We start from the raw sequence: 1,346 nt of genomic DNA on the forward strand, positions 1-1,346 counted from the left end.
TCAACCGAGAGAGGCGTCCACTATGAAGATTACAACCGTTGGCATTGACCTGGCAAAAAATGTGTTCCAAGTTCACGGTGTGGACGAGCACGGCAAGGCCGTACTCAGGAAACAGATAAAGCGTGATCAGATGGCGAGTTTCTTCGTAAATTTGCCGACCTGCTTGATCGGGATGGAGGCATGTGGCAGCGCGCACTACTGGGCTCGTAAGTTGCAGGCAATGGGCCACACAGTACGCCTGATGGCACCGCAATTCGTCAAGCCGTATGTTAAGAGTAATAAGAATGACGCAGCTGACGCTGAAGCCATTTGCGAAGCAGTTGGGCGACCTTCAATGCGATTCGTTCCGATCAAGAACATTGAACAACAGTCAGTTCTGTCACTGCATCGCGTCCGCCAGGGATTTGTGAAGGCTCGTACTGCTCAGGCCAACCAAATTCGTGGCTTGTTGGGCGAATTTGGCTTGGTGGTTCCGCAGGGCATCGCATATATCAGTCAGCGCGTGCCCGAACTAATCGAGGATGCCACTATCGAGCTTCCGGGATCGTTTCGTATCCTGATTGTTCGACTGCTGGAGCATCTACAATTGTTGCATCGTCAGATTGATGAGATTGAAGCGCAAATTAAGGCCTGGCACCGCAGTAACGAAGCGAGTCAGCGATTGGCTCAAGTGCCGGGGGTTGGTCCGATAACAGCCACGGCGCTAGTAGCCACCATTGGCGACGCACAGAACTTCAATAGCGGGCGTCAACTTGCAGCTTGGCTTGGTCTCGTGCCGCGACAACACTCCTCCGGTGGTAAACAGAACCTCTTGGGGATGAGCAAACGAGGCGACGCCTACCTGCGGACCTTATTGATTCACGGAGCCAGATCCGTCATCTATCGCGCGATGCAGAAAGCCGATCCGGGGAATTGGGTCTTCAACGTGGCAAGTCGGCGCAATAAGAATATTGCCGCTGTTGCACTAGCCAATAAAACTGCTCGGACGATTTGGGCGTTGCTCAGTCATAATCGAGAGTTTAAATTTGACTATCGGGCCGTAAATGCGGCCACGTAGTCAGGCCGGGTCACCGTAATAATCTAGGTTTACCACGAAAAGGAGTACAGACCACCGATTGCTCAAGCGATCAGCACGTTGATGGCACGACAGGTTAGACCGTGGTTGGCATAGCCCTCGCCGGACGAGGCACCGAGAGTGCGTGTAAGCGATTGAGGCGCCGACCAGCAAAACCCATCAGGGACAGCAAGCTCAGCTTGCAAGCAAAGTCCGAATGTACGGGTGCAATCTTCCTTCCTCGTCATTACGTCTGGAAGCTTGACAAACGGGGGCGTCCATGTACGTCCGG

Annotated in this window: 1 protein-coding gene; it reads left to right on the forward strand. The window is 53.4% G+C overall.

The annotated features are described in order from the left end of the window. Positions 1-22: 22 nt before the first annotated feature. Positions 23-1,057, forward strand: a complete 1,035-nt coding sequence (locus ERD78_RS19670) for an IS110 family RNA-guided transposase (protein ID WP_129971598.1) — start codon at positions 23-25, stop codon at positions 1,055-1,057. Positions 1,058-1,346: the final 289 nt, after the last annotated feature.

The sequence above is a fragment of the Allopusillimonas soli genome, from assembly GCF_004153445.1.
In the GTDB taxonomy this organism is placed as follows: Bacteria; Pseudomonadota; Gammaproteobacteria; order Burkholderiales; family Burkholderiaceae_B; genus Allopusillimonas; species Allopusillimonas soli.

What these genes read in the sequence shown, in the direction of transcription:
- ERD78_RS19670 (WP_129971598.1), top strand. Translation starts at nt 23, where the DNA reads ATGAAGATTACAACCGTTGGCATTGACCTGGCAAAAAATGTGTTCCAA.